The organism is Enterobacter sp. 50793107, from assembly GCF_001463365.1.
GTDB classification, from domain to species: domain Bacteria; phylum Pseudomonadota; class Gammaproteobacteria; order Enterobacterales; family Enterobacteriaceae; genus Enterobacter; species Enterobacter cloacae.
In genome coordinates this window covers 69,918-94,247 of record NZ_LNII01000158.1, presented here as the reverse complement: position 1 = coordinate 94,247, position 24,330 = coordinate 69,918, and the positions used below count along the sequence as shown (strand labels likewise).

At 54.1% G+C, this 24,330-nt stretch carries 23 protein-coding genes and 2 pseudogenes; 17 read left to right on the top strand and 8 right to left on the bottom strand.

Annotation, left to right across the window (positions count from 1 at the left end; translation table 11 throughout):
- The 6 genes from APU11_RS20385 to APU11_RS20360 all read left to right on the top strand — a co-directional run bounded on the left by APU11_RS20385 (position 1) and on the right by APU11_RS20360 (position 8,009).
- Positions 1–1,077 carry a hypothetical protein gene (locus APU11_RS20385; RefSeq protein ID WP_045294343.1) on the top strand — a complete coding sequence of 359 codons (1,077 nt, stop codon included), beginning with the start codon at positions 1–3 and terminating at the stop codon, positions 1,075–1,077.
- 75 nt (positions 1,078–1,152) lie between these two features.
- A complete protein-coding gene (locus tag APU11_RS20380; protein WP_045294342.1) occupies positions 1,153–1,593 on the top strand; it encodes a DcrB-related protein in 441 nt (146 codons plus the stop codon).
- A gap of 3 nt (positions 1,594–1,596) precedes the next feature.
- Positions 1,597–5,973, top strand: a complete 4,377-nt coding sequence (locus APU11_RS20375; RefSeq protein WP_058650774.1) for an RHS repeat-associated core domain-containing protein — start codon at positions 1,597–1,599, stop codon at positions 5,971–5,973.
- The gene (locus tag APU11_RS20370) at positions 5,973–6,233 is read left to right on the top strand and encodes a hypothetical protein (protein ID WP_048972362.1); all 261 of its coding nucleotides are present in this window, start codon (positions 5,973–5,975) and stop codon (positions 6,231–6,233) included. The genes APU11_RS20375 and APU11_RS20370 overlap by 1 nt, the downstream gene beginning before the upstream one ends.
- A gap of 503 nt (positions 6,234–6,736) precedes the next feature.
- Positions 6,737–6,967 (top strand): hypothetical protein, encoded by a 231-nt coding sequence (locus APU11_RS20365; RefSeq protein WP_224085025.1) that lies wholly within the window; start codon positions 6,737–6,739, stop codon positions 6,965–6,967.
- Between the two features lie 748 nt (positions 6,968–7,715).
- Positions 7,716–8,009, top strand: coding sequence for a YciI family protein (locus APU11_RS20360; RefSeq protein WP_058650773.1), 294 nt, complete (start codon positions 7,716–7,718; stop codon positions 8,007–8,009).
- 54 nt (positions 8,010–8,063) lie between these two features.
- Here the strand turns inward: APU11_RS20360 and ychF are convergent, their stop codons facing one another.
- Positions 8,064–9,155: a redox-regulated ATPase YchF gene (ychF, locus tag APU11_RS20355; RefSeq protein WP_058650772.1), complete on the bottom strand. Its 1,092-nt coding sequence runs from the start codon at positions 9,153–9,155 to the stop codon at positions 8,064–8,066.
- A 126-nt stretch (positions 9,156–9,281) separates the two neighbouring features.
- Entirely contained in the window at positions 9,282–9,866 is a 585-nt protein-coding gene (gene pth / locus APU11_RS20350) for an aminoacyl-tRNA hydrolase (RefSeq protein WP_013096226.1), read from the bottom strand.
- Positions 9,867–10,139: 273 nt separating this feature from the next.
- Between pth and ychH the strand changes: the two genes are divergently transcribed.
- Positions 10,140–10,415, top strand: a complete 276-nt coding sequence (ychH, locus tag APU11_RS20345) for a stress-induced protein YchH (protein ID WP_013096227.1) — start codon at positions 10,140–10,142, stop codon at positions 10,413–10,415.
- Positions 10,416–10,539: 124 nt separating this feature from the next.
- Entirely contained in the window at positions 10,540–11,598 is a 1,059-nt protein-coding gene (locus APU11_RS20340; protein ID WP_058650771.1) for a MerR family transcriptional regulator, read from the top strand.
- Here the strand turns inward: APU11_RS20340 and dauA are convergent.
- From dauA to lolB, 4 genes are all read right to left on the bottom strand, one after another.
- Entirely contained in the window at positions 11,584–13,263 is a 1,680-nt protein-coding gene (gene dauA, locus APU11_RS20335) for a C4-dicarboxylic acid transporter DauA (RefSeq protein ID WP_013096229.1), read from the bottom strand. The two genes, APU11_RS20340 and dauA, sit on opposite strands and share 15 nt — an antisense overlap.
- A 124-nt stretch (positions 13,264–13,387) precedes the next feature.
- Complete coding sequence (gene prs / locus APU11_RS20330; protein ID WP_003856663.1) at positions 13,388–14,335, bottom strand: ribose-phosphate diphosphokinase; 948 nt, start codon at positions 14,333–14,335, stop codon at positions 13,388–13,390.
- 127 nt (positions 14,336–14,462) lie between these two features.
- The gene (gene ispE, locus APU11_RS20325) at positions 14,463–15,332 is read right to left on the bottom strand and encodes a 4-(cytidine 5'-diphospho)-2-C-methyl-D-erythritol kinase (protein WP_013096230.1); all 870 of its coding nucleotides are present in this window, start codon (positions 15,330–15,332) and stop codon (positions 14,463–14,465) included.
- Positions 15,329–15,940, bottom strand: a complete 612-nt coding sequence (gene lolB, locus APU11_RS20320; protein WP_029882734.1) for a lipoprotein insertase outer membrane protein LolB — start codon at positions 15,938–15,940, stop codon at positions 15,329–15,331. The genes ispE and lolB overlap by 4 nt, the downstream gene beginning before the upstream one ends.
- A 201-nt stretch (positions 15,941–16,141) precedes the next feature.
- Between lolB and hemA the strand changes: the two genes are divergently transcribed.
- The 7 genes and pseudogenes from hemA to kdsA all read left to right on the top strand — a co-directional run bounded on the left by hemA (position 16,142) and on the right by kdsA (position 21,396).
- The gene (gene hemA / locus APU11_RS20315; RefSeq protein WP_013096232.1) at positions 16,142–17,398 is read left to right on the top strand and encodes a glutamyl-tRNA reductase; all 1,257 of its coding nucleotides are present in this window, start codon (positions 16,142–16,144) and stop codon (positions 17,396–17,398) included.
- 41 nt (positions 17,399–17,439) lie between these two features.
- A complete protein-coding gene (prfA, locus tag APU11_RS20310) occupies positions 17,440–18,522 on the top strand; it encodes a peptide chain release factor 1 (protein WP_013096233.1) in 1,083 nt (360 codons plus the stop codon).
- The gene (prmC, locus tag APU11_RS20305) at positions 18,522–19,358 is read left to right on the top strand and encodes a peptide chain release factor N(5)-glutamine methyltransferase (protein WP_060578711.1); all 837 of its coding nucleotides are present in this window, start codon (positions 18,522–18,524) and stop codon (positions 19,356–19,358) included. The genes prfA and prmC overlap by 1 nt, the downstream gene beginning before the upstream one ends.
- Positions 19,334–19,429, top strand: a pseudogene (locus tag APU11_RS29010) (siroheme synthase); the annotation flags it as partial. The gene prmC and the pseudogene APU11_RS29010, both read left to right, overlap by 25 nt.
- Before the next feature lie 119 nt (positions 19,430–19,548).
- Positions 19,549–19,692 (top strand): annotated as a pseudogene (locus APU11_RS20300) (siroheme synthase); the annotation flags it as partial.
- A 3-nt stretch (positions 19,693–19,695) separates the two neighbouring features.
- Positions 19,696–20,505, top strand: a complete 810-nt coding sequence (gene sirB1 / locus APU11_RS20295; RefSeq protein ID WP_013096236.1) for an invasion regulator SirB1 — start codon at positions 19,696–19,698, stop codon at positions 20,503–20,505.
- A gap of 36 nt (positions 20,506–20,541) precedes the next feature.
- The gene (kdsA, locus tag APU11_RS20290; RefSeq protein WP_013096237.1) at positions 20,542–21,396 is read left to right on the top strand and encodes a 3-deoxy-8-phosphooctulonate synthase; all 855 of its coding nucleotides are present in this window, start codon (positions 20,542–20,544) and stop codon (positions 21,394–21,396) included.
- Between the two features lie 87 nt (positions 21,397–21,483).
- On the opposite strand, the gene chaA is transcribed toward kdsA, so the two are convergent.
- Entirely contained in the window at positions 21,484–22,584 is a 1,101-nt protein-coding gene (chaA, locus tag APU11_RS20285; RefSeq protein WP_013096238.1) for a sodium-potassium/proton antiporter ChaA, read from the bottom strand.
- A 270-nt stretch (positions 22,585–22,854) separates the two neighbouring features.
- On the opposite strand from chaA, the gene chaB reads away from it, so the two are divergent.
- Positions 22,855–23,085, top strand: coding sequence for a putative cation transport regulator ChaB (gene chaB, locus APU11_RS20280; RefSeq protein WP_013096240.1), 231 nt, complete (start codon positions 22,855–22,857; stop codon positions 23,083–23,085).
- 177 nt (positions 23,086–23,262) lie between these two features.
- On the top strand, positions 23,263–23,958 hold the full coding sequence (locus APU11_RS20275) for a gamma-glutamylcyclotransferase (protein WP_013096242.1): 696 nt from the start codon (positions 23,263–23,265) through the stop codon (positions 23,956–23,958).
- Between the two features lie 41 nt (positions 23,959–23,999).
- Here the strand turns inward: APU11_RS20275 and APU11_RS20270 are convergent, their stop codons facing one another.
- Positions 24,000–24,239, bottom strand: a complete 240-nt coding sequence (locus APU11_RS20270; RefSeq protein ID WP_013096243.1) for a DUF1883 domain-containing protein — start codon at positions 24,237–24,239, stop codon at positions 24,000–24,002.
- Positions 24,240–24,330 lie beyond the last annotated feature (91 nt).

The following is a 24,330-nucleotide window of genomic DNA, read 5'->3' as shown; positions in this document are numbered from 1 at the left end:
ATGGCCAGGAAAAATTTAGCATGCGCATTGTTCACCGCGCTTTTACTGGGCTCAGTTGAAACCTCAGCCGCGCTTGATCTATCGCAATACAATAGGCTCGATACCGTAGACCACATCGTTAACGACAGCGAAGTGAATGAGACGCTCAGGAAGACGCTGGGCAGCGATTACGAGACGTTTATTAGCAATTTTGATGTCTTTGGCGAACCCCATTCAACCTCAGGCGGAGGCCTGTTTGTTGAAGGCTGGCGTAACGATCTTTATCTGGAGAATGCGTCAGCTTTGGTCGTTGAACCTGACGGCAAAATCTATACGGCCTGGGTCGTTCCTGAGTCAGACGTTATTCATTATCAGTCATCTGATCATCGTCAGGTGGTGAATGCTGATATTCAGCAATGGGCTGCCAGATTCAAAGCGATGCATTTTGCAACGAACAGCCAGGCAAAATTAACGTTTGATGGGGTGTGGGCAGGCACGTTCGGCACTGACTCGACGCTAACCCTGCGTTTAACGGAATCAGGCGACCGTATATCCGGGTCATATTGCTATATCTCTCAGAGAGGAAACCGCATCGATTGTCCCGCAGAGGATGAACACAATCTAAGCGGTGCTATCACGGGCAATCGTGCGAACGTTAAGTTCGACTCCTCGTTTGGCGGTGTGGATGGACGAGCAGTTCTGGAAATTAACGGAAGCAAAATGACGTGGCGTTTAGTCACGCCTCCTCAAAAAGGTCGTTATTATGCTCCGCTGCGTTATACGTTAAATAAAGCGGCTCCCGTTCATAACGTTGAAACCAGAAAGCTGGATACCGATAAGTTCAGTATTTCTCTGGTAAATAACTGCGGGCGTTTCGAGAGTGAGTGTGGCCAGATGTATTATCTTGGCGTTCGCAAAAGTGATAACAGTACGATCTCCTTAAAGGGGAAAACGCTTCAGGATCCCACAGGTAAAATAACCGGCTCAACCTATAAGAATGGGGACGTTACCTATACCGTGACCTATGCACCACTGAAACTGGTTGTCAGCAAAGGCGGCCATATTTTGGTTGAGCAGTCGGGCCACTGGCTTGAATAACGAAACAGCCGTTCAAAAGGCCAAATTCAACTGGTCACTTTATTTCTTTCAATATTAACCATCCCGAGTCCACCTATGAAATACACCCTCCAGGAAGGTTCGTTTTCCCTTTTTCCTGCTGCCTGGCAGGATAACACGATGAACATCATTCGCGATGACGAAAGCGGGCTGTCTGTGGTTGTCAGTCGTGGGGTTATCCCGGATGGCAGCGATCATGAGAAAGAGTTCCACCGCCAGTGGGAGCTGCTGCACCCACAGATGGGGGAGATCGTCCAGAGTGAATTTCAGCGCGTAAAAGCCGGTCCTGACGGAAAAATCAACGGTCTGGAAGTTGAAACCTCGTTTGACCGTAACGGCCAGCGCCTGTGGCAAAAACAGCTGGCGGTGCAGACCCCGGGTAAACTGGTCCTGATGATTTTTACTCTCTCGGCACTCAGAGCATTCAATGAAGAAGACGAGGCGCGCTGGAGCGCGCTTAAGCAAAGTTTGACGCTTAACGACAACCGGAATGTGTAAGGCATGAGCGATAACAACGCGGCCCGCAAGGGTGACGAGATTATTCACTCCAGCATTTTCGCGGATATCACCAGCATTGTGGCGGAAGGTGCCGCCTACGCGGTGATCGGCGCGGCGGTAGGGCTGGCAGCAACTGCCGCCGCACCACTGCTGGGGGCCGGGGCCGCCGCTGCGGGCGTGGCGGCGATTGGATCCAGCTGCCTGTTAAGCGGGATCGTCGGTGGCGTACTGGCTAACCTGGCGGGTGTTACCGACGATATCAGTAATATCGCGGAGGGGCTGGGTGATGCGCTGTTCCCGCCGTCACCCGCAGGTAAAATCACCACCGGTTCCAGCAATGTGCTCACCAACAGCCTTCCCGCTGCACGCGCGGCCGGAACGCTGACGCCCGCAGATACGCCACCTCCAGAACCACAGTCACCGGGAAGTTTTGCCGATTACGCCGGCATGTTGCTCTCTGCTGCCGGACAGTTCGGCAGCGAAATGTGGCAGCCGAGCGTGGCCTCCGCTGCGGCGGGTACATCGCCGCTGGAAGAGGATAAGGTCGCGTGTGAAAAACACTCCGGACCACAGTATCTGGCGGAAGGCTCTAAAAGCGTCTTTATCAATGGACAACCGGCAGTACGTGCCAAAGATCGCACCACCTGCGAAGGCACCGTTTCCGATGACGTTTCCCCGAATGTGATCATCGGCGGCGAGACGCTGACGGTTCGCGATATCAAGAGCGGCAAAACGCCGGGGCTGGCACTGGGGATGATTGCGCTCTCCATGCTGCGCGGCCGTCCGGGCAAGATTTTAAAAAACATGCCCTGTGCCCTGGCAGCAGCCGGGGGCGGGATGCTGGCCGATATGGCCGTCAATGCCGTATTTGGTTCCTCGCACCCGGTTCATGCCGCCACCGGCGTGAAGGTGCTGAATGACGATGATGAGCTCGATTTCTCGCTGCCCGGGCGTTTTCCGCTTCGCTGGCAGCGCAGTTATAACAGCCTGACCACCCGCGAAGGGTTGTTTGGCCTGGGCTGGGCAACCACCTTTGACAGTTATCTGACGCTTGAAGAGAACAATGCCACCTGGTTCGACGAAACCGGGCGTGAGCTGAGCTTTGAACTGCCACCCGTCGACCGCGCATTCTACAGCATCAGCGAGGGTATCATCATCCGCCGCAACGAGAGCGGTGATGTTGCGATAGCCGACGATGACGGCGCGGTGTGGCGCCTGTATAAACCGACACGCGTGAATCCATCCGTTCTGCGTCTGGCCTCCCTTAGCGACGAATACGGCAACGCACTGCTGACAGAGTGGGATGAGCACGGCAGGCTGGTCGGTTTGCACGATGAGCCGCGGACAATAGACGTCTCCCTGCGCTATGAGGACGAACGGTTCCCACAGCGCGTAACCGCTGCCAGCCATTTTGACGGCAGCCGTAGCTGGCCGCTGATGCAATGGGGTTACGATGCGCGTGGCCAGCTGGCGAGCGCGACGGATGCCTCTGGTGTAGTTACCCGCGAATACCGCTATAACGACCATGGCCTGATGGTCTGGCATCGTCTGCCGGGCGGGCTGGAAAGTGAATACCGCTGGAAAAAATTTGACCACTGGCGCGTGGTTGAAAACCGAACCAGCACCGGGGATGGCTGTCGCTTCACCTACGATCTTGACGCCGGGTTGACCACCGTCGAACACTACGATGGTCAGAAACGTCAGCACTACTGGAACGCGCAAAATCTGATCGTCCGCTACGTTGACGAGCGCGGCGAGAACTGGCGCTACACGTGGGATGAGAACGAGCTCCTCACGCAACGCATTGATCCGCTCGGGAACACCGTCACCTTCGTATACGACGAGATGGGCAACCGGGTGCAGGAGATCGACCCTGACGGCAATGCCCGCACCACGACCTGGCTTGAACACCGCGCGCTACCGACGGCCATCATTGAAGCCGACGGCAGCGCTACCCGGTTCTGGTACGACGAACATCACGGCCTGAACCGCGTGGTGGACCCAATGGGGCAGACCACGCTGCTGCGCCGGGATGAGTTTGGTCAGGTCGTTGAAGAGGTGGATGCCGCCGGAAACAGCCGCCATCATGAGTACAACGAAGCAGGACAAGTGGTGCGTGCGACAGACTGCTCTGGCCACACCACCCACTACCAATATCATCCGCTGGGCTGGTTGATGACCGAGACGGGCGCCGACGGCGAAGAGACGCGTTATCGCTACGACGCTGCCGGGCGCCCGGTACAGCTCGATCGCCCGGAAGGCTGGACAGAGTCGCTAAAATGGAACGAACGTGGCCTGCCGGTGAAGCATGCTGGCGCCGACGGGAAAGAAAGCGAGTTCAGATATGATGAGGCCGGACGCTTAACCGTCACGCGTAATACCCAGGGTGAAGAGGTCCGCCGCCGCTGGGACAGCAGAGGGCGTCTGATTGCCCTTGAAAATGAAAACGGCGAAGCGTATCAGTTCCGCTGGGGGCCTGACTCGCTCTTGCTGGAGGAGGTGGGGCTCGATGGTGTGGCCTCGCAGTATCGCTACGACGCTTGTGGGCGCACGATAACGCGTACCTTTGCTGCCGGTCATCCGGAGGCCATCACACACGCCTTTGCCTGGAGCGCGAGCGGGCAATTGGTCGCCCGCACTACGCCGGAAGGGCAGACCCGCTACCACTACACCCCGTCAGGGCTGCTGACCCGGATTGGGCTGCACCCGGCGCTTTCAGCCGACGCGTGGAGTACCGAGGCTGAGCAGGAGCTTTCCTTTGAGTATGACGCACTTGGTCGCGTGACCCGCGAAGCGGGCGAGCACGGTGAGCTGGCGTGGCAGTATGATGCCCTTAGCAACCGCACCTCCGTTACGCTGCCGGATGGCCGCGAACTCAAACAGTTCTACTACGGCAGCGGGCATCTGCTCAGCATTGCCCTTGATAAGCTGTCGGTATCCGACTTTACCCGCGACGAACTCCATCGGGAGACCAGCCGCACGCAGGGGCTGCTCACCACCCGCAGCGAATACGACCGTCTCGGCCGCCTGCATCGCCGGGATGTCTTCACCGGCAACGCACAGCGCCCGTCACCACGCCGCTGGACCCGCCGCTGGGATTACGACTACCGCAATAATCTGGTGCGGGAAGAACGGGACGATAACCCGTTCAGCTGGTACCGCTGGCAGTACGACAGCGCCGGGCGCCTGCTGGTTCAGGACGGCACGCTGCCCGGGCAGGAGCAGTGGCGCTGGGATGCGGCCGGTAACCCGCTCGACGGATCTGCTGAGAAAGTTACGCACAACCGCCTGACGCAGCTGAATGGCATTCGCTGGCGTTATGACATCCACGGCCGCACCGTGGAGAAGGATAACGGCCAGACCCGCTGGCACTACCGGTACGACGGTGAACACCGCCTGACGGAAGTGATCAGCCAGCCGCGGGATCGCAACAGGCCGCAGACGCAGGTCAGCTTCCGTTACGATCCGCTTGGGCGCCGCATCAGCAAAACGCGCCAGCAGATGCTGGGCGGACAGGCAACCGGTAAGCCCGTCACCACCCGGTTTGTCTGGGAAGGGTTCCGCCTGCTGCAGGAGCTGCACGGAGACGTGCCGCTGACCTATGTCTACAGCGATCAGGACAGCTACGACCCGCTGGCACGTATTGACGGCGTTGATGCTCCGGAGATTTTCTGGTTCCACTGCCAGCCGAGCGGCACGCCGGAACGGATGACGGATATCGAAGGGCAGGTGCGCTGGGAAGGCGTTAACAGCGCCTGGGGCAAGCTGCTACGGGAAAGCGAGACGCAGCTATCAGGATATTCCCAGAACCTGCGGATGCAGGGGCAATACCTGGACCGTGAGACAGGGCTGCACTACAATCTGTTCCGGTATTACGACCCGGACTGCGGGCGGTTTACGCAGCAGGACCCGATAGGGCTGGCGGGAGGGATAAATCTTTACCAGTATGCGCCGAATGCGTTGGGGTGGGTGGATCCGTGGGGGTTGAGTAGATGCAATACAGGGAAAAAACCAGGGCCGCAACTTCCTGGAGGAATTGCTGAAACATTTGATAAAAGTATTTATAAAAACAGGCAGCTAAAAAGAGACGAGACTTTTTATAAATATCATGGTGTAAATAATAGAACAGGAAGAAAAATCTCTTGGCTGACAAATGAAAAATACAATTCTGAGGAGGTGTTGCGAGAAAAGCTAGCTATTCGTCATGATTGGGGTGTAAATATTACTAATGTATCAGAGTTTAGAGTTCCTAAGGGAACTTGGGTGAGTGAAGGTCCTGCTGCAGCTCAAGGGGCAGGATATCCTGGGATGGGATACCAGGCTGTGGTGTCAAATCTTCCAAGAGCATGGGTGGTTAAAACTTTAAGGGTTCCCTGGTAATGAATTTGAATAACTTAAAAAATGCACTTGAAAAAATAATTTTTGAACTTAATGCCAATGGTAAACATGAATCGGCAAATTTTTTTCAAACTCGTTATGATCAGATAATAATTTTTGGAGACAAAATTTCATTGGAAATAGTTGAAAGTCTGTCAACATGCAGAGCTATGGCTCAATACGCAAACTTTTCCCTCAGGGAAGAAAAACTTTTAGATGATGTTGTTAATTACGCACTTGATATTAAAAAAATGATGCCCTGATATTAAGCAAAGGGAAGGAATGATTTTTTGCGAGGTTATAATTATGTGGTTGTCTGTTTTTGAAATTCTCACTCCAACCACAAAAACAGACAATTTTTAATAAAAGAGCGCATAAATAATTACTATTAACCGGCTTAATGTATTAAAATTAAAGCTAGCGTCATTCAATTCATCTACATGCGGACGAAATTAGCCGTCGAAGCAGTCTTGCCCCAGTCTGTTACAATTTTGTACACTAAACCATGATGATAGACACTGTTCTTTTGAGGATTTGTTAGCCTTATTTTTCTTGAGTGCGATTAGGCTCTAAAACTGTCTGCTAAGAGCCATTGCTGCAAGCATGGTCTTTAGCTGATTCTAAAACTTGATCTGCTCACTCATCTTGCTATCCTTAATTTGATATGAATATTTAAAATATTCAGAGCATTGTAAAACTGCATTTTGCTAGTGTATGAAGATGGTAATCGTAATCATTTACTTTATTGAAATATCACAGGATAAACATGATGTATTTCTTAGAAAGAAAAGATGCTGAAAAACTTCTCCATAAATTTTTAAAGAATACTTTAAAAAATCAGACTGATATTGATAAACTAATGGGGCTGGCAATTAATCATGATTCCGGCATTCCTATGAAAGGAATAATTTATGAATATGATAAAATGGAGAAAAATAAACCAACCAAACAAGATTTAGATGATCTTAACACACTGATGCATTTTTATGGCCCGTGATTAAAAATATGATGCCATGCTTCTATAAGGATATATTTATAGACCGAAAGAAATCATCTATGACGAAAAAAAGATGATTTTCATGAGTATTCAGATAAAACACTCATGCCCTAAATTAAATTGCGAGGTTATTTTCAAAAATAAACACACTAAACCTCTTTGGAATCTTCAGAACGATTCGATAGTTGATGCTTTATATAATATATCGGGCTTCAAACTATAACATATCGAGATGATCTGAAACTTACTTATAAACGTAATAAAAATATTTATTAAGAGCGAAGATGATCGCTTATTTCAATTTTTTAAAGAAAAAGACGTGCTCGAGTGGATATGCTGCACAAGAAGCGTACGCTTAAGTATACCTTGCTTAGACCTCGCAATGGTCGACTCAACACGCCAGTTAGTCTTTGCGTTAAGCGAGCCAAAGCCATTACAAACCGTTTTGACCATCTTCAAGGCTCAGGGCGAAAAACTATTTTGGTCTGCACCTCCTGAAGGCGCGACTTTCTATTACTTAACATTCAACCTGTCAAAGGAAGTGGTCGTTGTCTGTAGCTATCCAACAAAAAAAAACGGCTGGCATGATTGGTTCTACTCCTGGGATATGACGCGTAACGCGTTGTCTTGCTCAGGCCCTGCATATTAAGATCAAATGTGCCCAAAATGATAACCATAACCGGGTGGCAAAAGAGGGACTGCATAAGCAATTTCAACAAGCGGCTAAAACACAACTGAGAGGCAAAGGATGAGCACGGTTTACATTGTCATTTTAACCTATATCAGACCACTCGAAGAGATTGATGCAGCGATACCAGCACATATAGAGTGGCTGAAAAAGGGGTATGCAGAGGGTATTTTCCTCGCATCCGGAAGACGGGTCCCGAGAAACGGTGGTGTCATTCTCGCTAAAAGTGAGAGTCTTGCCTCACTTGAAGAGCGACTACGCGAAGATCCGTTTCAGAGGTTAAAGCTTGCGACGGCTGACATCATTCCTTTTGAACCCAGCATGAAAACAGAACGCTTAGCCAATGTGTTTTGACCGCGCAATAAAAAAATCCACGCCAAAGCGTGGATTTTTTTCATTCATACCGACTCAGACGTTAAACAGGAAGTTCATCACATCGCCATCTTTAACGATGTACTCTTTCCCTTCAGCACGCATCTTGCCAGCTTCTTTCGCGCCTTGCTCACCCTTATAGGTGATGAAGTCTTCAAACGCGATAGTCTGTGCACGGATGAAGCCTTTCTCGAAATCGGTGTGGATCTTGCCCGCAGCCTGTGGAGCCGTTGCGCCAACAGGGATAGTCCACGCACGCACTTCTTTCACCCCAGCGGTGAAGTAGGTCTGCAGGTTGAGCAGGGCATAACCTGCACGGATAACGCGGTTCAGACCTGGCTCTTCCAGACCCAGCTCAGCCATGAACTCGTCTCGCTCTTCGTCATCCAGCTCGGCGATATCGGCTTCTACAGCGGCACAAACCGGAACGACGACAGAACCTTCGTTCTCGGCGATAGCACGAACCTGATCGAGGTACGGGTTATTTTCAAAACCGTCTTCGTTCACGTTGGCAATGTACATGGTTGGCTTCAGCGTCAGGAAGCTCAGGTAGCGGATAAGCTCTTTCTCGTCTTTGCTCAGGTCAAGAGAGCGCAGCATACCTGCGTTTTCCAGCTGTGGCAGACATTTTTCCAGTACCGCTAATTCGGCTTTGGCGTCTTTATCGCCACCTTTAGCTTTCTTGGAGATACGGTGGATCGCACGTTCGCAGGTATCCAGATCCGACAGCGCCAGCTCGGTATTGATTACATCAATATCTTCCGCCGGGTTTACTTTGCCCGCTACGTGGATAATGTTGTCGTTCTCGAAGCAACGCACCACGTGACCGATCGCTTCGGTTTCACGGATGTTGGTCAGGAACTGGTTACCCAGACCTTCACCTTTGGATGCACCTTTCACCAGGCCCGCGATGTCCACGAACTCCATGGTGGTTGGCAGAATGCGCTGCGGCTTCACGATTTCCGCGAGCTGGTCCAGACGCGGGTCGGGCATTGGCACAACGCCGGTGTTAGGCTCGATGGTACAGAACGGGAAGTTCGCCGCTTCGATACCCGCTTTGGTAAGCGCGTTAAACAGGGTGGATTTGCCCACGTTTGGCAGACCGACGATACCGCATTTGAATCCCATTTCTAAATCACCTTAATATCTTGATAATCAATCCGTTAACGATAACCGACTGATGAAAAGTAAATAACTACGCCTATTATACACGTAACCCGCCTACCGCGCGGTAAAAATGCCGTATCGGGCAGATTATTGCGCTTTGAAAGCATGTAAGCGGTTTGTCGCTTTGGTTAACCCATCTTTGAGCCAGATTTCAGTGCAGCGCGCCGCTTCGTCTACCGCCTCGTCAATCAGTTTCTGCTCAGAAACCGGGGGCTTACCCAGCACAAAACCAACAACTTTGTTTTTATCGCCCGGATGGCCGATTCCTACGCGCAAACGGTGAAAATTCGGGTTATTACCCAGCTTACTGATGATATCTTTCAGACCGTTGTGTCCGCCATGGCCGCCGCCCAGTTTAAACTTTGCCACGCCTGGCGGCAGGTCCAGCTCATCGTGAGCAACCAGAATCTCATCCGGATTGATGCGATAAAACGTTGCCATTGCCGCCACGGCCTTGCCGCTCAGGTTCATAAAGGTGGTAGGCACCAGCAGGCGCACATCCGCGCCGGCGAGATTGATACGTGAGGTATACCCGTAGAATTTTGGTTCTTCACGCAGGGGAGCACGTAACCGTTCGGCCAGCAGATCAACGTACCAGGCCCCGGCATTGTGGCGGGTTGCAGCGTACTCTGCGCCTGGGTTGGCGAGGCCGACAATCAGTTTAATCGTCACGATTCAATTCCTAATGGGTTCCAGATCTGGCGCGTAGTTTACTGTCTGGCGCGCCGCTTGACAAAATTCTGTGACCTTAACAGCGAAATACGAATAATTACTTATTTGAACAATTAGAATTTCAAGCTGTTCAATGCGTTATTTGTAAATTTTTGTTTGGGAGTAATCTGTAATTGTGATCATTGACGCAACTCATAAAAGGGGCGTTGTCTATACTTTACACACAAGGAATAGGGACTTATTCCCTACAACCCAAAGTTCCGGAGGTGACATATGAAACGCAAAAACGCTTCGTTACTCGGTAACGTGCTGATGGGGTTGGGGCTGTTCGTGATGGTAGCCGGTGTGGGTTATTCAATTTTAAACCAATTGCCGCAGCTTGATCTCCCACAATACTTCGCGCATGGTGCGGTATTGAGCATCTTCCTGGGGGCGGTACTGTGGCTCGCCGGGGCGCGTGTGAGCGGTCATGAGGAAGTGTGTGATAAATACTGGTGGGTGCGCCATTACGACAAACGCTGCCGCCGCGACCAGCATAAGCACAGCTAGTGCGCATAGAATAAAGAACACTGAAACGACTCCAGATGGAGTCGTTTTTTTTTGCCTGAGGGGTTGACCCTCACGTAACGTAAGGCACCAGAGTGGCGTCACTGGCAAAATAAAAGGAGCAGTTATGTTGATTCAGGTGGGTGAACTGGCAAAACGCGCTGGGATCACCGTGCGCACATTGCATCACTATGAGCAAACAGGGTTATTGCTGCCTTCTGCCAGAAGCGCGGCAGGTTACCGGCTTTATAATCTGGCGGATGTACAGCGCTTGCATATGATTCAGGCACTGGCAAAAGCGGGGCTGGAGCTTGCTGAAATCAGGGATTTTCTGGAGCAGGAGTCGCTTTCGTTAACGGAACTCCTTGATGCGCAAATCAGTTTGCTGGATAAACAGCTGCGCAGCATTAACACGCTGCGTGACAGGCTGGTGGACTTGCGCACCGGGTTTACCGGCGATGAAACGCCCGATCTGGAATCCTGGCTACAGACTCTGGAGTTAATGAATATGTACGATCGTTGGTTTAGCAAAGAAGAGTTACAGCAACTGCCGTTTGCGGTGCAGAAAGATGCGCTGGCGGCTGTCTGGTCAGGGCTGGTTACCGAGGCCAACACGCTGCTGGAACAGCACATACCCGTTTCTGACCCACGGGCGATGGATCTCGCGACGCGCTGGATGGAGCGCCTGGAGCAGGACACTGCCGGCAAGCCGGAGTTTCTCACCCGGCTGAACGAGATGCACAGCGTCGAACCGCAAATGCGTGAGCAAACGGGCATCACCGCAGAGATGACCGACTACATCACGCGGGCGTTTGCCGAATCGAAGCTGGCCATCTGGGAAAAGTATCTCTCTGCCGATGAGATGGCTTTTACCCGGAAACACTACTTTGACCGCATGATGGAGTGGCCGCCGCTGGTGGCGAAGCTGCACCAGGCGCAGCGGGAAAATCTCGATCCCGCCTCTGACGAGGCGCAAAAGCTGGCTGAAACCTGGCTGGCGTTGTTCCAGTCATATGCAGGAACAAACCCTGAGACGCAGCAAAAGTTTCGCGCTGCTATGCAGCAGGAGCCGCATCTGATGAAAGGGACGTGGATGACGCCTGCTGTGCTTGAATGGCTCCAGCAGGCGATAGGGATAATGATGCAGAGTCGTTTCTCCGCATCAGATGAATCACAGATCCGCTAACGCGGCATCGCGGTTGGGATAGAAGGCAAGGCGGCCAGGGATCGGCTGCACGCCAGCGCGCGCCATAGTGCGCAGCGGCTGAAATTCCAGATTACTCACCCGCAGCTCACAGCCTTCCGGCAGACGTTTTACAAAGCGCTGGAAGGCGTCCAGCCCACCGGCGTCCAGCACCGGTACGGCATCCCATTTCAGCACCACAATCCGTTTGCCCGCAATGCGGGATTCCAGATCGCTGAACAGGCCTTCCGCCGCAGCGAAGAACAGCGGACCGATTACCCGCAGCACCAGCACATCATCAGGCACCTCCACGTTTACCGGGGAAAGGCGCGTCATCTGCGCGATCCGGCGCATAAACAGCAGGGAAGCCAGCACGATGCCGACGCTGATGGCGATCACCATATCGAACAGCACGGTCAGCGACATACAGATCAGCATGACGATGATGTCGTCTTTCGGTGCGCGACGCAGCAGGTTCACCACCTTATGCGCTTCGCTCATGTTCCAGGCCACCATCAGCAGCAGGGCGGCCATGGCAGAGAGCGGCAGCCAGGAGAGCAGCGGCGCGAGGATCAGCAACGCGAGGATCACCAGCAGGGAGTGGATAACCGCCGAAACCGGTGAGGTTGCACCCGCGCGCACGTTGGCCGCAGAACGGGCGATAGCCGCGGTGGCTGTAATACCGCCGAAGAACGGAGCGATGAGGTTACCTAAGCCCTGACCAACCAGTTCGCTGTTGGCTTTGTGCTTGGTACCGGTCATGCCATCGAGCACTACGGCGCAGAGCAGAGATTCAATCGCCCCCAGCATCGCCATTGAAAAGGCGGCGGGCAGCAGTGCGCGCAGCGAATCCCAGCTTAAGGTAAAGCTGGAACCGGGCATGTCCCAGGGAAGAACCAGCTGTGGTAACAGTTGGGGAATACCGCTGCCCTGAGAACCGTCCGCCAGAACATAGTGGAACTGCGAGCCGATGGTGGCGACATGACCACCAAACATGTTGACGATGGCCATCACCGCGCAGCCCAGCAGCAACGCGGGCAGGTGGCCAGGCAGACGAATGCCTAAGCGCGGCCAGACGATGAGCGTACCCAGCGTAACGATCCCGATGGCGGCATCGCCCTGGTTGGCCGTGGGCAGTGCCATAAACAGTGCCCCCACTTTCTGCAGATAGTGCTCAGGAACGTGAGGCATCTGCAGCCCCAGGAAATCTTTAATTTGCATCGTTCCGATGGTGATGCCGATCCCGGAGGTGAATCCCAGCGTTACGGAAAGGGGAATATATTCAATCAGCCGGCCAAAGCGGGCCAGGCCAAAGAGAATCAAAAAGAGGCCAGACATGAGCGTGGCAACCAGCAGGCCTGCCAGGCCAAACTGCTGTGATACCGGATAGAGGATCACCACAAAAGCAGCGGTAGGGCCGGACACACTGAAACGCGAACCGCCCGTGAGGGCAATCACGATCCCGGCGACGGCCGAGGTATACAGGCCATACTGTGGAGCCACGCCGCTGCCAATCGCCAGCGCCATGGCGAGCGGAATGGCGATAATACCAACGGTGATCCCGGCAATCAGGTCACGGATAAAGCGTGACGAGGTGTATTTCTCTTTCCAGCATGCGTCGATGAGGGCGCGAAAGGGCAGAACATGTGAGGAAGTGATGTTTTTCACAATTATCTATCATCCGTATGCGCATCATCTGTCATATCAATGGCAGGTGAAGGAGGCATTAATCATACAAATAAAACCCAGAGACAAAAAAACCCGCCGCAGCGGGTTTTTCGGCCGTGTTCGATTAGTGTTCGAACATTGCAGAGATGGATTCTTCGTTGCTGATACGACGAATCGCTTCGGCCAGCATCCCGGACAGGGTCAGGGTACGTACGTTTGGCAGTGCCTTGATCTCGTCACTCAGTGGGATGGTATCGCATACCACAACTTCGTCAATGACGGAGTTACGGAGGTTGTTTACCGCGTTACCGGAGAAGATCGGGTGAGTCGCGTACGCGAACACGCGCTTGGCACCACGCTCTTTCAGCGCTTCAGCGGCTTTACACAGCGTACCGCCGGTATCGATCATGTCGTCAACCAGCACGCAGTCACGGCCAGCAACGTCACCGATGATGTGCATCACCTGAGAAACGTTAGCGCGCGGACGGCGTTTGTCGATGATTGCCATGTCGGTATCGTTCAGCAGCTTAGCGATAGCACGGGCACGTACCACGCCGCCGATGTCCGGAGAAACCACAATCGGGTTGTCCAGATTCAGCTGCAGCATATCTTCCAGCAGGATTGGGCTGCCGAATACGTTATCAACCGGGACGTCGAAGAAGCCCTGAATCTGCTCTGCGTGCAGGTCAACGGTCAGTACGCGGTCAACGCCAACGCTGGACAGGAAGTCCGCGACAACTTTAGCGGTGATTGGCACGCGCGCGGAACGGACGCGACGGTCCTGGCGGGCATAGCCAAAGTAAGGGATTACAGCAGTGATACGGCCTGCAGAAGCGCGACGCAGGGCATCGACCATAACAACCAATTCCATCAGGTTGTCATTCGTTGGAGCACAGGTGGACTGGATGATGAAAATATCACCACCGCGTACATTTTCGTTAATTTGTACGCTGACTTCGCCGTCGCTAAAGCGACCTACAGCGGCGTCGCCGAGGGAAGTGTACAGGCGGTTGGCAATACGTTGTGCTAGTTCCGGGGTGGCGTTACCAGCAAAAAGCTTCATATCAGGCACGAGAAGAACCTCAGGCATGCGTCCAGTGGTGGATAGCGTTCGCCGCAAACTGTGCGGGGCCAGGCGAAATGCTATCCAGGCGGTGTATTAAAGAGCGCGATGCAACGTCTGGAACAGGGTGACGTTGTCACCGAAACTCAGTCTGCGCCAGAATGGCCTGCTGTAGGGGGGAGGTGTTCATCCCGCGCGCTACAAAACCATGCAGCCAATCCGGCGCTTGCTCAAGCACCTGACGAGCGGCGGATTCGGTGTCAAATTCAGCAAAGACACAGGCCCCTGTACCAGTCAGGCGCGACGGCGCGTATTCTAACAGCCAGGAAAGCGCCGCATCAACCTCGCGAAAACGTTTTCTTGCGATAACCTCGCAATCGTTGCTGAATTCACAATTTAATAACGTTTCTATTGACCGCGCCGGGGTATTGCGTGGCAGCTCAGGATCTTTGAAGATGACCGGAGTCGGAATGCTGACGCCTGGATGGGCTACGAGGTACCATTTTTCCGGCGGTTCAACCGGGGAGAGGATTTCACCCACCCCTTCAGCAAATGCTGCATGACCGCGCACAAACACCGGGACATCCGCCCCCAGCGTTAACCCTAACGCGGCCAGTTCATCCGTTGACAATCCGCAGCCCCAAAGATGATTCAGGGCGACCAGGACGGTCGCGGCATTGGATGAACCGCCACCCAGCCCACCGCCCATCGGCAGACGCTTCGCAATGCGAATATCCGCACCGCTCCCGGCGGGCAAGCGCCCGGTATCAGCCGCAGCGTTCATCAGCAGACGCGCGGCGCGCACGATCAGGTTATCCTCATGCGCTACGCCTTCCACTGGCGTCAGCAGACAGATCTGCCCGTCCTGACGCAGCTCAATCGAGAGCGTGTCGCCATAATCGATAAACTGAAACAGCGTCTGCAGGGTGTGATACCCGTCAGCACGTTGGCCGGTGATATATAAAAACAGGTTAAGTTTTGCCGGAGAGGGCCAGTGGGTCATCATTTAACGATCCAGTTGTCCATTTTCAGCTTGATGCGCTGGTTACCCTGCGTCAGCTCCATATTCGATGGCAGCGATGGTTTACTGTTGCTGTCATAGGCGCTGTACACCACCTTCCAGGTTTTACCGTTCTGCGTGTAGTTCACCTGGCTCAGACGGTACTGATCGTCCAGGGTGTAGTCGGTGGCGTCACCCGGCAGGCCCAGGATCCACTGGCGCAGGCTGTTCAGCGGGATAGGCATTCCGGTCAGTTTGCCAATCATCTCTTCCGCGTCGGTGGCGGTGTAGTGCTGGCCTTTGTTATCCGTGATCTGCGCTTCACCCGGCTTAGCGTTAAGCTCCAGCTCGGTACTGCCCAACGGGTTCAGCAGCAGCAGGCGGTAGTTATCTTGCCCCGTTTGCTGCCAGAAGAAGCGGGCATAAACCTTTTGTTCGTCAGAGAGATAAGCAAACGCGCCGCGGGTCTGGTACTGACTTAAATTACGTACGTCCTGCTGGTGCTGACGCCACTGTGGTGAGTCAGGGCTTTTGCCCGGGCCTTTTGGTTGAGTGACAGAACATGCGGTCAGAACCAGTGCTGCCAGCGGCAGCAGGCGAATCAGTCGGGTCATAATGAGGACAAATCCTTGAGATACGTTGCAGTTATAACTGTTAATGCTAGCGTTGAAGGGTGTCACCGTCTACGTTCAAATTATCTCAAAGCGTTGAGTAACCTATTACTCCGAAAGGGGGCAGTCTCTTTTATTGATCTCGCGCATCCTGTATGATGCGTCTTGCTAACCTTATTAACGCTGGTACTACTCCCGCTCAACATGACCCTATTAGCACTCGGCATCAACCACAAAACCGCCCCGGTTTCGCTGCGAGAACGCGTCACGTTTTCGCCGGATACGCTTGACCTGGCGCTGGATAGCCTGCTTGCACAACCGATGGTGCAGGGCGGGGTGGTGCTCTCGACGTGCAACCGTACCGAGCTTTACTTAAGCGTGGAAGAGCAGGATAACCTGCATGAAGCGCTGATCCGCTGGTTATGCGACTACCACAATCTCAACGAAGACGAGCTGCGTAAGAGCCTGTACTGGCATCAGGATAACGATGCGGTAAGCCATCTTATGCGTGTCGCGAGCGGTCTGGATTCGCTGGTACTGGGCGAGCCGCAAATTCTCGGTCAGGTAAAAAAAGCGTTTGCGGATTCGCAAAAAGGGCATCTGAAAGCCAGCGAGCTGGAGCGTATGTTCCAGAAGTCATTCTCCGTGGCGAAGCGTGTGCGAACCGAAACCGACATTGGTGCCAGTGCGGTTTCTGTTGCGTTCGCGGCCTGTACCCTTGCACGTCAAATCTTCGAATCCCTGTCGACCGTCACCGTGATGCTGGTCGGCGCGGGCGAAACCATTGAGCTTGTGGCGCGCCATCTGCGCGAGCATAAAGTGAAAAAGATGGTTATCGCTAACCGCACCCGCGAGCGTGCACAGGTGCTGGCAGACGAAGTCGGGGCCGAGGTGATTGCGCTGAGCGAGATCGACGAACGTCTGAAAGAGGCGGATATCATCATCAGTTCTACCGCCAGCCCGCTGCCGATTATCGGTAAAGGGATGGTAGAGCGCGCGCTGAAATCCCGTCGTAATCAGCCAATGCTGCTGGTGGATATCGCCGTTCCGCGTGATGTCGAACCGGAGGTTGGCAAACTGGCCAACGCCTATCTCTACAGCGTGGATGACCTGCAAAGCATCATTTCGCACAACCTTGCCCAGCGTAAAGCGGCAGCGGTGCAGGCGGAAACCATTGTCGAGCAGGAAGCCAGTGAATTTATGGCCTGGCTGCGCGCGCAAAGCGTCAGCGAGACCATCCGCGAATATCGCGGTCAGGCGGAGCAGGTGCGTGATGACCTGACTGCCAAAGCGTTAGCAGCTCTGGAACAGGGCGGCGACGCACACGCTATTATGCAGGATCTGGCCTGGAAACTGACCAATCGCTTGATCCATGCACCAACCAAATCACTCCAGCAGGCTGCCCGTGACGGGGACGATGAACGCCTGACTATTCTGCGCAACAGCCTCGGGCTGGAATAGCGCCCTATACCCATTTTCTATTACAAGGTGCACTTACGCCTATGAAGCCTTCTATCGTCGCTAAACTGGAAGCTCTGCACGAGCGCCATGAAGAAGTCCAGGCGCTGCTCGGCGATGCCGGGACCATTGCGGACCAGGAACGTTTTCGCGCACTGTCGCGTGAATATGCGCAGTTAAGTGATGTTTCAAAATGCTTTACCGACTGGCAACAGGTTCAGGAAGATATCGAAACCGCGCAGATGATGCTCGACGATCCTGAAATGCGCGAAATGGCGCAGGAAGAGCTGCAGGATGCCAAAGCGCGCTCAGAAGAGATGGAGCAACAGCTGCAGGTGCTTCTGCTGCCGAAAGATCCAGACGACGAGCGTAATGCGTTTGTGGAAGTCCGCGCCGGAACGGGCGGTGATGAGGCAGCACTGTTCGCCGGAGACCTGTTCCGCATGTACAGCCGTTACGCCGAATCGCGTCGCTGGCGCGTGGAGATCATGAGCGCCAACGAAGGCGAGCACGGCGGTTTTAAAGAGGTGATCGCCAAAATCAGCGGTGACGGCGTGTATGGCCGTCTCAAGTTTGAGTCCGGCGGCCATCGTGTGCAGCGTGTACCGGCGACCGAGTCGCAGGGCCGTATTCACACTTCAGCCTGCACGGTTGCGGTGATGCCAGAGCTGCCGGAAGCGGAACTGCCGGACATTAACCCGGCGGATCTGCGTATCGATACCTTCCGTTCTTCCGGGGCGGGTGGTCAGCACGTTAACACCACCGACTCCGCCATCCGTATTACCCACCTGCCAACCGGCATTGTGGTGGAGTGTCAGGACGAACGCTCTCAGCACAAAAACAAAGCCAAAGCGCTGTCCGTGCTGGGTGCGCGTATTCACGCGGCGGAAATGGCAAAACGTCAGCAGGCGGAAGCTTCTACCCGTCGTAACCTGCTGGGCAGCGGCGATCGTAGCGACCGTAACCGTACCTACAACTTCCCGCAGGGCCGCGTGACCGACCACCGCATCAACCTGACGTTATACCGTCTGGATGAGGTGATGGAAGGCAAGCTCGATATGCTGATTGAGCCTATCGTGCAGGAATACCAGGCCGACCAGCTGGCGGCATTGTCCGAGCAGGAATAATGGATTTTCAGAGCTGGTTACGCCAGGCCACCGGCGCGCTCTCTGACAGTGAAAGCCCGAAGCGCGACGCCGAAATTTTGCTGGAATATGTGACGGGAAAAGCCCGCACGTATCTGTTGGCCTTCGGTGAAACCGAACTGACCGTAGAGCAGGAAGCGCAGCTGTCCGCGCTGCTTGCCCGCCGTAAAACCGGCGAGCCGGTGGCACATCTGGTCGGGGAGCGCGAGTTCTGGTCGTTACCCTTGTTCGTCTCAGCGGCGACGCTGATCCCACGTCCCGACACCGAATGTCTGGTGGAGCAGGCGCTGGCGCGGTTAGCCGCAGCGGCCAGCCGCATTCTTGATCTTGGAACGGGCACTGGCGCAATCGCGCTGGCGCTCGCCACCGAGCGGCCCGATTGCGCGGTAACGGCTGTTGATGTGATGCCCGACGCGGTGGCGCTGGCGCAGCGTAACGTTGAGCGACTGGGCGTGACTAATGTGACCGTGCTGCAAAGCAGCTGGTTCAGTGCGCTGGAGAAGCAGACGTTCGCGATGATTGTCAGTAATCCGCCCTATATTGACGAACACGACCCGCACCTGGCGCAGGGGGATGTTCGCTTTGAACCGCTGACGGCGCTGGTCGCAGGTAATGCAGGGCTGGCCGATCTGGAACACATTGTGACAACGTCACGACAACATCTCCTGCCCGGCGGCTGGCTGCTGGTGGAGCATGGCTGGACGCAGGGGGAGGCGGTGCGTGGGCTTTTCAGGCAGACGGGTTATGCTGCTGTCGAGACCTGCCGCGACTACGGCGGTAACGAGCGTCTGACGCTGGGGCAGTGGCAGTGGCAGTGAAAACAGGTTATCTGCCATTTACTGATAAAGGCGCATGGCTGACTGAAAAGCTGTTTGGCGTTATCATCTATACCCAAAATAATTCGAGTTGCATGAAGGCGGCAAGAGAGCGAGTCCTCAGGAGCATAGTTAACTATGTGACTGAGGTGAGCGAGCGCAGCCAACGCGCATGCAGCTTGAAGTATGATGGGTATATATCGTTTTGGGTTTTATCGCGCCTGGACGTCGTCGTCCGCGCAGCCAGCAGGTCGGGTTTATCGCCTTTCTGCTGGGTCTGGTGGTGCTGTACATCATCATTAAACTCGCCACCACTAGAATACCGTTACTGGGGTAAGTCATGAGGTCCTTAGCCGATTTCGAATTTAATAAAGTGCCGCTCTGCGATGGCATGATCCTGATTTCGGAGATGATTCGCGACGATTTTACGTCGCAGTATGTCTACGATGAGCTGGAAAGTCTGGTCAGCCTGGCGCGCGAAGAGATCAATCAGGCGCGTCCGCAGGACTGGCAACTGGAAAAGCTGCTGGAGCTTTTCTACGGCGAGTGGGGTTTCTGCGACACGCGTGGCGTGTATCGCCTGTCTGACGCATTATGGCTGGACCAGGTCTTAAAAAATCGTCAGGGCAGCGCCGTTGCGCTGGGCTCTATTTTGCTGTGGATCGCGCACCGTCTGGATATTCCACTGGTGCCGGTCATTTTCCCGACGCAGATGATCCTGCGTGCCGAGTGGCTGGACGGGGAGATGTGGTTAATCAATCCGTTTAACGGCGATACGCTGGATGAACATACGCTGGATGTCTGGCTGAAAGGTAATATCAGCCCGGTGGCCGAGCTCTTTAACGAAGATCTCGACGAAGCCGATAACGCCGAAGTGATCCGCAAGCTGCTGGATACGCTGAAATCTGCACTGATGGAAGAGCGGCAGATGGAGCTGGCCTTGCGCGCCAGCGAAGTGCTGCTGCAATTTAATCCGGAAGACCCGTACGAAATTCGCGACCGCGGGCTGATTTATGCCCAGCTCGACTGCGAGCATGTGGCGCTGAACGATTTAAGCTATTTCGTCGAGCAATGCCCGGAAGACCCGATCAGCGAAATGATTCGCGCGCAGATCAACGCGATCTCGCACAAACAAATTACACTGCATTAATCTTAATTCCGATTCACACCTGAATAAGGCGATCCTATGAAACAAAAAGTGGTTAGCATTGGTGATATCAACGTGGCAAACGACCTGCCGTTCGTGCTGTTTGGCGGTATGAACGTGCTGGAATCCCGCGATCTCGCCATGCGTATCTGCGAGCACTACGTGACCGTGACCCAGAAGCTGGGCATCCCGTACGTGTTTAAAGCCTCTTTTGACAAAGCCAACCGCTCTTCCATTCACTCCTACCGTGGCCCGGGCCTGGAAGAGGGGATGAAAATTTTCCAGGAGCTGAAGCAGACCTTTGGCGTGAAAGTGATCACCGACGTTCACGAGGCGTCTCAGGCGCAGCCTGTGGCTGACGTGGTTGACGTTATTCAGCTGCCAGCGTTCCTGGCTCGTCAGACTGACCTGGTGGAAGCGATGGCCAAAACCGGTGCGGTCATCAACGTGAAGAAGCCGCAGTTCGTGAGCCCAGGGCAGATGGGGAACATCGTCGATAAGTTTATCGAAGGCGGTAACGACAAGGTGATCCTGTGCGACCGTGGTTCCAACTTCGGTTACGACAACCTGGTTGTGGACATGCTGGGCTTCACCGTGATGAAAAACGTCTCTAACCAGTCTCCGGTGATCTTTGACGTGACCCACTCTCTGCAGTGCCGCGACCCGTTTGGCGCCGCGTCTGGTGGCCGTCGTGCGCAGGTGACCGAACTGGCGCGCGCCGGTATGGCGACCGGCCTGGCGGGTCTGTTCATTGAAGCGCACCCGGATCCGGCGAATGCGAAATGCGACGGTCCGTCCGCGCTGCCGCTGGACAAACTGGAGCCGTTCCTGAAACAGATCAAAGCGATTGACGATCTGGTGAAGAGCTTCGACGAGCTGGATACCAGCAATTAATAAAAAAACCCGCTTCGGCGGGTTTTTTTTCTCCCTCTCCCCGTGGGAGAGGGTTGGGGTGAGGGCATCAGCCCGCACCAGATAAAACTACGCAAATATCGTCATCAGATACGCCACAAACAGCGCCATATGCGCCGCGCCGTTAAGTACATTGGTGCGCCCGGTTGAGAACGAAATCTGACACAGCAGCAGTGACGCTACCATCACAATCATCTCCGGCGCCCCCAGCGCAAACTGCAGCTCGTTACCGGTCATAAAGGCAATCAGCGTCACCACCGGAACGGTAAGCGAAATGGTCGCCAGTACCGAGCCGAAGAACAGGTTCATGGCGCGCTGTACCTGATTGTTCAGCACCGCTTTCAGCGCGCCCAGCCCTTCCGGCGAGAGGATCAGCAGCGCCACCAGGAAGCCGGTAAACGCCACCGGGGCATTCATCTCGGTTAACAGTGTCTCCAGCGGGTTGGCGTTCATCTTGGTGACGGCGATAACCGCAATCAGATGTACGATCAGCCAAACCGTGTGCCACGCGCTGCTGTGGGCAGATGGTTTGCCATGGTGCGGGTCATCGTCGTCGCTGTCGTCTTCATGCTCGTACACAAACAGACTCTGGTGCGTTTTGGTCTGAATCAACAGGAACACGCCATACATGGCGGCGGAAATCAATGCGACCAGCAGCGCCTGACCGGTAGAGAAGTTTGCTCCCGGCAGCGCCATCGGGAAAACCAGCACGATAATCGCCAGCGGGAACAGGGCGATCAAATACTGTTTAATGCCAAACAGGTTCATATACTGGGTGGCGAACTTACGGCCACCCAGCAACAGTGAAAAGCCCACCAGACCACCGGTCACAATCATAATGATGGAATAGAGCGTATCGCGCATCAGGGTTGGTGCGGCGTCGCCGGTCGCCATCAGCGCGGAAATGAGGCTGACCTCAAGAATCACAACGGAAAGGCTGAGAATTAACGATCCATACGGCTCGCCCAGACGGTGGGCCAGGACATCGGCATGGCGAACCACGCTAAAGGCACTGGTTAAAATCCCTACCAGCGCAAGAATATTGATACCAACCACCACTGGCAGTGACTGACTGCTTCCCCAGAAGAGCAGCACAGCCAGTGCCAGAACCGGGAAAATGAGCGACGTCTCCTTGTGGCGGGTTTTTACCGCCTCGTGTGCTGCTGTCATGTGCTTCTCCATCAATGCAGGTGCTTGTAATTATAGATAGAATTTTGAGGTCATTACATTAACAGATCTCTGTTAAATACCCTTTATATTTTACTTAATTTTACCCTAATCCTGTTTTAAGTCTCCTGATATCCATAATGTCATATTTTTGATTAATACATATTAAATAACATGTAATTAACTTAATTAATTCTTCAAAATTTATCCGCGACTGGCAGCTTGCAGCATCGTCGTCCACACTTATCTTTTTAAGCAAAAGAGAGGTTAGTGATGCCATATAAAACGAAACGCGATTTACCCGATAACGTGCAAAACGTACTGCCCGCACATGCGCAGGATATCTATAAAGAGGCGTTTAACAGCGCCTGGGATCAATACAAAGATAAAGACGATCGTCGGGACGATGCCAGCCGGGAAGAGACGGCGCATAAAGTGGCCTGGGCGGCAGTAAAACATGACTACGAGAAAGGAGACGATGATAAATGGCATAAAAAGAAATAGCCGTAAAATAATAAGCTGCCTTCATTTTGACTTTTCAGGCGGTTGAACTGCCGTTGTATTGCAACTGGCCCGCGAATTGCTTATCGTTATTCAACTGCTGGCAAAATGACCAGTAGATAATGCCGGGAAGGTGAATTACAGATGTCGCAAGGAAGCATGCAGTGGCGGAGGTGTAAAGTGTTAACGCGTGATTTCTTAATGAAGGCAGATTGTAAGACGGCATTTGGTGCTATTGAGGAATCGCTTCTCTGGTCAGCTGAACAACGTGCGGCGTCGCTCGCTGCCACGCTTGCCTGCCGCCCGGATGATGGCCCGGTATGGATTTTTGGCTACGGTTCGCTGATGTGGAACCCGGCTCTGGAATTTGTCGAATCGGCGACAGGTACGCTCCCGGGGTGGCATCGCGCATTTTGTCTGCGATTAACCGCCGGACGCGGAAGTGCCTGTCAGCCGGGACGTATGCTTGCACTGAAAGAGGGCGGACGCACCACGGGGGTGGCGTATCGCCTGCCGGATGCCACCCTCGAAGAGGAGCTGACGCTGCTCTGGAAGCGCGAGATGATCACCGGCTGCTATATGCCAAGCTGGTGCAAGCTGGAACTTGATGACGGACGCACCGTCAACGCGCTGGTGTTTATTATGGATCCGCGCCATCCCCTGTATGAAGCGGATACCCGCACGCAGGTGATCGCGCCGTTGATTGCGGCGGCCAGTGGACCGCTCGGCACAAACGCACAGTATCTGTTTTCACTCGATCAGGAACTGACGCGCCTCGGCATGCAGGACGAGTGTCTGAATGAGCTGGTAGCGAAGGTGAAAGCACTGCTGGAAGGAAATCCGCTGAATAACCCGCTGCGTCCGGGTTTTGCCTGATAATACGCCCGGCTGCGAGAGTGCAGACCGGGCGTCTGTTTTTAAGCGGCCACGTAGCTGACTGAGTGTTCGAGTGACTGACTATGGCTGTCAATCAGGACATCCCATGTGCCGGTATAAGGGACGGTTAGCCACGCCTTATCATCCTGCACGGTCAGGATATCTGCCTGCGATTGTTTTTGTGCCTTCGCACTCATCAAATGAATACGGCAGCGCTCTGAACAACGCACCACTACCGTATCCCCGCCAAACAGTTTCAAACTTGTTTTTACCAGTGCCATTTATTTACCCCGAAGTCTTAAACAACGCTCTCCCTGCTGCCATTTCCGAGCGTGATGTTGTTCACAATTCACTCATGGCATAACACCAAAA